The sequence below is a fragment of the Roseovarius maritimus genome, from assembly GCF_043355895.2.
Taxonomy (GTDB): domain Bacteria; phylum Pseudomonadota; class Alphaproteobacteria; order Rhodobacterales; family Rhodobacteraceae; genus Roseovarius; species Roseovarius maritimus.
In genome coordinates this window covers 83,098-90,203 of sequence record NZ_JBHFPF020000012.1, presented here as the reverse complement: position 1 = coordinate 90,203, position 7,106 = coordinate 83,098, and the positions used below count along the sequence as shown (strand labels likewise).

Below are 7,106 nucleotides of genomic sequence, written 5' to 3'. Positions count from 1 at the left end.
GTTGATAAAGTCGGACATAAGGTCGGACTTACCATCGGATCGATCCCGAGATCAGACGGCCACCCCCGGAGGCTTACGGTGCAGCTTGCCGTAAGCGTCATCGTCACGCCATATCGGTGATCGGGTTTTCGCCGCGTCCGGCACCAGCCACGAAATTCTGGCCGTCTAGTCGCGTGTTCAGAACGCAATACAAACGTTTCGCTTCGCCAAAGTTGCCGGACGCGACCTTGTCAGCGTGGCGCGTCAATCACCTTGTTGTACCATTGTTTTGCAGAATGGAATTCGTGAATGGGTAATGAATTGCTCAACGTAGCCGAAACCAACCGAACGCGACAGGTGGGATAGCGGGCCCTGGCATTTGCCTCATGCGTATCCATCAGTGGCATTAACAGGGCGCGGTCCTGTTGGGTCAATCGTTCATTATATTCGGTCTCGCTGATGTTGCCGCCGCGTCTTTCGTAGTCACGCAGCAGACTTGTCTTGCCCTTTTGGCCGCAGTCCTCAATGCCGGAGATTTCACCAGCATCAGCGATGATGCTTATGCCATCAATGAGGGTTCCGTTATTCCGCAATCCTTCGAAATTGTTGCAACGTACTTTTAACGCCAAGAGACACAGGCGCGACTGGCCGTCATCGGGCGTATAGCCTTGTTCTATATCCTCTGGGTTCACGCCTTCGGGCGAGAAGGTGCGTGCAGCATTTTCAGCCGCCCGCCGAAGTGCCTCACTATCCGCAACGGCCTGATCGTATGGCGCGTGATTGTTTCCTGTCCGCAGTTCATCGGGCAGTGCTTCGAGTTTACCAAGAGCCGCGTCGAGCGCTTCCTTGTGCGCTTGCCACTCCTCCGGGGAACTGAGTTGCCCATTTCCTTCGGCTACGAACCATGCGTCTGTGTAGCCACCGGTCACATTCTGGGCGTCGATCCCGTAACTGCGTCGCAACGCCTCGATGAGGCGCAACCACGCGGATTTCTGTACGCGGTAGGCTTCACGCGGACGATAATCGCGCATGTAGGCCTCGTGCAGGTGGTATAAATTCATCTCGGCATCAATGAGGACTGCGTCGACCAGTGTCAGACCTTCCGACCAGGAATTTCTTGCTGCCTGCTCACCGAGATAGACATCCGTGCCGGCCATTTTGAACAATTCATCCCAGTCGGGGCTGCCGGGCACATTGAAGCTCCACTCTCCGGGTTTCCCAGTGATGCCGACGTCGGTTTCGACATTCAGAAGTGAGCGTCCGTTGCTCAATGTCAGACGGATGCGCATATCCATCAGGCGCACCGTCTCTTGCAGGTCCTGGCTGAGCTGCCCGAAGTGGATGGTATTATAGTCGCGTCCACGGTCCGTCAGTATCGGAATCGTCAGGATGCCGTTGGGATTGTCCCAGAGAAACCGCACCGATACGACGGGCTCGCCAAAGAGCAACACCAGTTTTGCTTCCGCCTTCCAGTCAAAGCTCAAAACTGCACCGTCGGTTGCGTCACGCACGCCGATCACTCGGTCATTCCCAGCAAAGTTGCCCGTTATTTCCTGCGCAACCGCCGGCAGCATCCCCCAAGAAAGCACAGCCAGCACAAAAAATGCTCGTATCACTTTCAATTTAGCCACGCCTCCACCATCGCTTTGCGCTCTTGCGTCATTTCGGGCCGGGTGCCGTCGTCCAGAGCCTCCAGGCTTTGCAAGGACAAAGTTCGGAGATCGGGTGGCACGCCCTGAAGTTCAATATTCTGCTCCGCAAGCGTCTCAATGAAGGCGAGCCAATCAGGATCATTGCGCAAAGCCTCGGGAAAAATGCCAAGAACAGAGAAGGTACCTTCCTGTGCTATGTCGCATTGTACCACAGCACGACATTCCGCGTCCTGGGGCCAGTCCGGGCAATAATTCTCAGTGTGGCAATTCCGGCCATAGATCATCTCGCGCTCTACGACTCTCTCCACAGGAATCTGGAACCTTCTATTAAAATAGTTATCAGCTTCTAAGGTCCGATATTCGAACCCCAATGCAGGTTGCATTTCAGTTGGCGGCCACTCGAGGTGCTTTTCCATGATGGCAAAGGTCCCTGATCCGCCGGCTGAAACAAAATAGGTGATTTCCGGAGTGCCGTTTTCGTCGATGTCGACGGGCTGTAGGTCCCGTACGCACCACTCTTCAGAAGTCCATGTCCTCGGACCGCTTTCGGTCTCGCGATAAAGCGCGACGCCCATACCACCGTTGGTGCAGTAGTATCGATAGTGTATGTCGAGGGCTTCGATAAAGCCTTCTCCGTTGGGGGGGCCTTGGGTTTCCTCAATTTGCTCGAACCAGGCATCGGGAGTATCCGGGACGGGTCCGGCTTCGAAAGAGAGGAACTTGGTGCTGGTCCACCCTGTTACAGCGGTGTCCCTCATCAAACGTACTTTGGCCCATCCGTCCTGCCGACCAATCACTTCGAGACGCGTGTCCTGTGGCATTTCGAGAATGACCCGGTTCTCAGTGCCGGGGCCCGATCGCAGATTCAGCCGTTCCGTTGCCACGACAGCCCTATCGCCTGTATTTTGCGCCTGAACTGTCCGAAGAGCCCCACCGAACGTCATGACAAGCGACAAAAGGCCGACCATTACGATCCGAATGTAAGGCGCTGGCAGTGTCGAAAAGCTTAGTCGCATTCAATTACCTCTTTGCGGGAACGCATTCGATTTTCTTGAAGTTGACAGGTTAATCAGCAAACAAAAAGACTTGACTCTGTGAAAGCAGAAGTTGCGGCAATTCGAACGAGATTTCACGGTCATTCCAGGTTTTCGTCTGACCTACGAAATACGCTGACCGTCCCCTTTGAGTGGCAGCACAGCGGTGTTGAAATCTGCGACGAACGGTTGGAGTGGTTTTTAGGCGCCAAGTGTTCCAACTCTGTCGAATGACCGGAAAGTTCTGATCTTACCAGTTCACCAACCAAAACCTTGAAAGTCAGCTATCGCAAATTCGAGCCGAGGGCCGTGGGTCCGCTCTGTCCCGCAGTGTGCCAGTTCGCGAGTGGCGCGGTGAAGGGCAGCTATCATAAATTTCGGTCTAGCGTCTTAGGTCCGCTCTGGGCTGCCTGCAGTCATTTGTCGTTTTCACTCGCATTACTTGCTTCACAACCTCACGCCTGCATTCATACGGGTATCTTGCGTCAGGTGCAGAACACTAGTCTTCGCTATTGTTGCATCACGGAAATCAACCTCTTTGAGCCAAACTTTTGCCCTATTGCCTCGGCACCTTGGCTACAGGCGGGAGAACTTGTGACGTTCTCTGGAGAACCACGGGAGACGACATGGCGGCCAACATTCAAACTGTGAAGGACCCTCGGGAGCCGAGGCAGAAGCCGCAACACGATAAGGCCAAGCTTGTTTCGCTCATTGTGCCGGTCCTCAACGAGCAAAATGCGATTGACCCGTTCCTGGATCGCATAGAAGAGGTTTTTGCGCCTCTTTTGGGCCGCTATGTTTTCGAGGTCGTGTTCGTCAACGATGGCAGTAGCGACGCGACCGAATTTGTAATTCGAAGCCGGATGCTGTCTGATCAGCGCCTGTGTCTGGTTAATCTATCGCGCAATTTCGGTAAGGAAGCCGCCCTGTCTGCCGGCCTTGAACATGCCCGGGGCGACGCTTGTGTCCCCATCGACGTTGACTTGCAGGACCCGCCGGAGCTGATACCCGAAATGCTGGAGCATTGGGACAGAGGCGCCAAAGTGGTCAACGCACGCCGCACCTGCCGCGCCAGCGAGAGCTGGATCAAGCGGACGACAGCGACTGGATTTTACAAACTTTTCAACGCCGTCGCGGATTACAAGATACCCGTGAATGTGGGAGACTTTCGCTTGATGGACCGGCAGGTCGTCGATGTTGTCCGCGATATAGGCGAACGGGTGCGCTTCAACAAGGCGATGTTTAGTTGGGTCGGCTTCGATGCGGCCGAAGTCACCTTCAAACGGCCCGAGCGCACGAACGGCACAAGCGCGTGGACCTATTGGCGCCTCTGGAATTTCGCATTGGACGGAATTTTTTCGTCCTCCACGGCGCCGTTGCGGATTTGGACATACGCGGGCGGTATTCTTTCCATGCTGTCCTTTCTCTACGCGGGATTGATCCTCGTACGCACCCTGATTTTTGGGATTGATGTGCCCGGCTATTCCTCGACACTCATCCTGATCCTGCTCTTCGGCGGCCTCAATCTTTTCGCGATGGGTATTCTCGGTGAATATATTGGGCGCATTTATTCAGAGGTACGTCAACGGCCGCTCTACGTCTTGCGGTCGGTTGTCTCAGGACAGGAGAGAAGCTAATGGATCGCGCAGTTTTCGATCGCATGGCCGTCCAGGAGGACGTGCACTGGTGGTTCGCGGCACGGAGGCAGATCCTGGCCGCCGTCATTTTCCGCTTGGTGAAACTGCCGAAAAACGCACGTATTCTCGAGGCGGGATGTGGCACCGGCGGTAATCTTGGAATGCTTGAAGGTATGGGCCAGGTTAGGGCCTTCGAGTTGGACCCTCAGGCGCGCCAGCGTGCAGTCTCCAAAAGCGGTGTCGCCGTTCTCGAAGGTGCCCTGCCGGATGACGTACCTTTCCAGTCCGAGCGTTTCGATCTGATCGGATTGTTCGACGTGCTGGAGCACATCGAGAACGATGAGGCGTCGCTGGCAACCCTCGTCACGCGTTTGGCGCCCGGTGGCCGGATGGTGGTCACGGTGCCCGCCTTCCCGTGGCTGTGGTCACGCCACGATGAGCGGCACCATCACTTTCGGCGATATACTCGCGCACATCTGGCGAAAGTGGCCGAAGCGGCCGGCATGCGCATGGAGCACGGGTTCTATTTTAACACGGCGCTGTTTCCCGTCGCCGTGATCGGCCGCGCGATCAAGTCATTGCTTCGCTTGGACCGCGCCGACGACACGATGCCTGCGCCGCAGGTCAATTCCGCACTCCGCGCGATTTTTGCCGCCGAACGGCACCTTGTTGGACGTATGAAACTTCCCGTCGGCCTTTCGCTCTGCGCCGTTCTTACTGCCAAGTGAGCCGCGCGGTGGCGATAGGTCAGCTCTCACGCTTTGTGGGGGTTGGTGTGGTGGCGACACTTGTGCATGTCGTAACCGCAGTTTTGGCGGCAAACCTGTTCGGGCTGCCAATGCAGGCGGCTAACAGTGCCGGTTTTGCAGCAGCCGTCATGCTTTCTTACTTCGGGCATGGCAAGATTACCTTCGGCGCGCGTCTTTCCCATGGCTTTCACGGGCCTCGATTCATTGCCGTATCCGCCAGTGGCTGGGCGATTTCCAGCGCGCTGACCGAGCTGATCGCCATCAGACTGGGAGCCCCACTTTTCCTGGCGATGGGCGCCATTGCCCTCGCAGTACCCTCGGTAACATTTGTGATTTGCAAATTGTGGGTCTTTTCCGAACGTCAGTTGGCAGAACCGTAAACCGCCATGGTGCTTGTTGCGATCGGGCGCGGCAAAGAGAGGCAGTTTGGTGCGGCCTCTTTCAGCGTGGCACGGCGCAGGTAGAAATCCGCTCCAGTTGCGGCAAGGGCCTCGGCCATAGTCTCGCAGGTCGCTGCCCGGTTTTGGTCTTGGTCCCAGAGCCGCGCTCCTGGCCAGCCTTGGGCTTGGCGGTGGTCCTGTGCGGGGTGCGCGATCTCTTCCAGTCGTGCCCGTGTGAGGGCTGCTTGATCCGGCTGCGCCACCGAGAACAGCTTGAAATCCACATAGGCGCTGCGTTGTGTGTAGTGGCGGAACTCTGCAAGGCTGACCGGGATTATGAATAGCGCATCGGGCGGTGTCTCGGTCCGGATCCGTTCAAATGCCTGCAGCGTGGCATCGGGTAGATTTGTCGGCTTGGGGGCTAATGGAAACATCAGTGCGAGCGCGCTCATGACACCGATAAGGAAGACGTTCCGTGCCCGAGCAGTGTAACCTGTTGCGATCAGGAGGACGCCAAGAGCAACGAGGGCAAGTCCTGCCAGCGTCGCATTGAGGGCCAGGATCGCCAGCAAGAGCACGCCAGAAATCCAGACGGATTGACCATGCCGCACGCGTAGAATTCCGGCCAGCGCGAGTGATGGACCAACCACGAACAGCATCGGGGTCGACCGGTTGGCGTCGAGCACGAAAAAACCGATCCATTCGGCGAAGCCCGCCTTGTAGACGATGATTGTCACAAGATGAAGCAGCGCGAATCCGGCGACGAGACCCGCCGCAAATCGCCCCAGCCGAATGTCTTGGCCCCACAAAAGCGCCGCACCGGCGCACCCGGCCAAGAGATAGAGTGTAGTAAGTCCAATGTCAGACCAGGAAGGATCGTAGTGGAGCGGTGCTCTGTAGCGGTACGCATCCTCAACAAGATCAAGCCCCGCGGCCGAGTCCGGCACGTTGAGTATGTTTCCGAATATCAACACTGCAGCAGGAATGGCTGTGAGAGCCGCAGCACAGCCGATCTTCACCACCTCGATGGGATCGCGAGCGTATGCGCCAAGTCCGACGATCAGCGCACCATGAAAGGCGGTCATCGGTTGGGCATAGGCAGCAAGACCCAAAAAAACGCCGGCGAGCCAGCTTTTCCGAAATAGGCTCGCAGCCAACGCCCCAAGCACGAGCGCCAGCGCGGCGTTATGATGGTGGAAGAAGGGCGATATAAGACCACCGTAATCTCCGCGACCCATTCCATCAATCTGAACCACGACGCCCAGTCCAAGGACCAAGGGAAGCGCTGCAAACGGCGCACCCAGGCCGCGCAGCACGGCCAGAATGGCGACAGAAGTAGTCGCCGCCAGGATCCATACCGCAATTCGAAAAGTCGGCTCGACTCCAAGTCCGACCTTGCCCAAACGGTAGACCCATTCATAGACAAATGCGTGATTTTCGAAGAGGCGCAGCTGCTCATCCCTCGGGAAAAGTAGAGGGTTGATACGATGCTCGGTAAGCGGCCCATACGCAAAATCGTCGCCTACCGGAAACGCCTCGTATCCGATAATGCACAGAGCAAGAAGTCCCAGTGCCGACGCTAGAAGAAGTCTGCTCGGATCCATACCCGTGCCTTGCTCTTTGTTTTCGCGAAGGTTTGCATCCGCAGGCCTTCAATTGCAAGCTCGAGCCCGAT

Annotated in this window: 6 protein-coding genes; 3 read left to right on the top strand and 3 right to left on the bottom strand. The window is 56.7% G+C overall.

Annotated elements, in window-relative coordinates; translation table 11 throughout:
- Positions 1-230: 230 nt before the first annotated feature.
- Together ACEWPM_RS17215 and ACEWPM_RS17210 are read right to left on the bottom strand one after the other, a co-directional pair.
- Positions 231-1,610, bottom strand: coding sequence for a hypothetical protein (locus ACEWPM_RS17215; RefSeq protein WP_393964053.1), 1,380 nt, complete (start codon positions 1,608-1,610; stop codon positions 231-233).
- Complete coding sequence (locus tag ACEWPM_RS17210; RefSeq protein WP_393964052.1) at positions 1,598-2,599, bottom strand: SH3 domain-containing protein; 1,002 nt, start codon at positions 2,597-2,599, stop codon at positions 1,598-1,600. The genes ACEWPM_RS17215 and ACEWPM_RS17210 overlap by 13 nt, the downstream gene beginning before the upstream one ends.
- A 692-nt stretch (positions 2,600-3,291) precedes the next feature.
- Here ACEWPM_RS17210 and ACEWPM_RS17205 point away from each other — a divergent pair.
- Genes ACEWPM_RS17205 through ACEWPM_RS17195 form a run of 3 tightly spaced genes read left to right on the top strand, consistent with a single transcriptional unit; the run spans position 3,292 to position 5,431 of the window.
- The gene (locus ACEWPM_RS17205) at positions 3,292-4,302 is read left to right on the top strand and encodes a glycosyltransferase family 2 protein (RefSeq protein WP_393964051.1); all 1,011 of its coding nucleotides are present in this window, start codon (positions 3,292-3,294) and stop codon (positions 4,300-4,302) included.
- The gene (locus ACEWPM_RS17200) at positions 4,302-5,030 is read left to right on the top strand and encodes a class I SAM-dependent methyltransferase (protein WP_393964050.1); all 729 of its coding nucleotides are present in this window, start codon (positions 4,302-4,304) and stop codon (positions 5,028-5,030) included. Before ACEWPM_RS17205 ends, ACEWPM_RS17200 begins: the two co-directional genes overlap by 1 nt.
- Positions 5,027-5,431 carry a GtrA family protein gene (locus ACEWPM_RS17195; protein ID WP_393964049.1) on the top strand — a complete coding sequence of 135 codons (405 nt, stop codon included), beginning with the start codon at positions 5,027-5,029 and terminating at the stop codon, positions 5,429-5,431. The genes ACEWPM_RS17200 and ACEWPM_RS17195 overlap by 4 nt, the downstream gene beginning before the upstream one ends.
- On the opposite strand, the gene ACEWPM_RS17190 is transcribed toward ACEWPM_RS17195, so the two are convergent.
- Positions 5,413-7,035 (bottom strand): DUF6798 domain-containing protein, encoded by a 1,623-nt coding sequence (locus ACEWPM_RS17190; RefSeq protein ID WP_393964048.1) that lies wholly within the window; start codon positions 7,033-7,035, stop codon positions 5,413-5,415. The genes ACEWPM_RS17195 and ACEWPM_RS17190 overlap by 19 nt on opposite strands.
- Positions 7,036-7,106: the final 71 nt, after the last annotated feature.

Bases quoted from the DNA above. Each gene is read 5' to 3' on its own strand.
- ACEWPM_RS17205 (WP_393964051.1), top strand. From the start codon at position 3,292: ATGGCGGCCAACATTCAAACTGTGAAGGACCCTCGGGAGCCGAGGCAG.
- ACEWPM_RS17190 (WP_393964048.1), bottom strand. From the start codon at position 7,035: ATGGATCCGAGCAGACTTCTTCTAGCGTCGGCACTGGGACTTCTTGCT.
- ACEWPM_RS17200 (WP_393964050.1), top strand. From the start codon at position 4,302: ATGGATCGCGCAGTTTTCGATCGCATGGCCGTCCAGGAGGACGTGCAC.
- ACEWPM_RS17210 (WP_393964052.1), bottom strand. From the start codon at position 2,599: ATGGTCGGCCTTTTGTCGCTTGTCATGACGTTCGGTGGGGCTCTTCGG.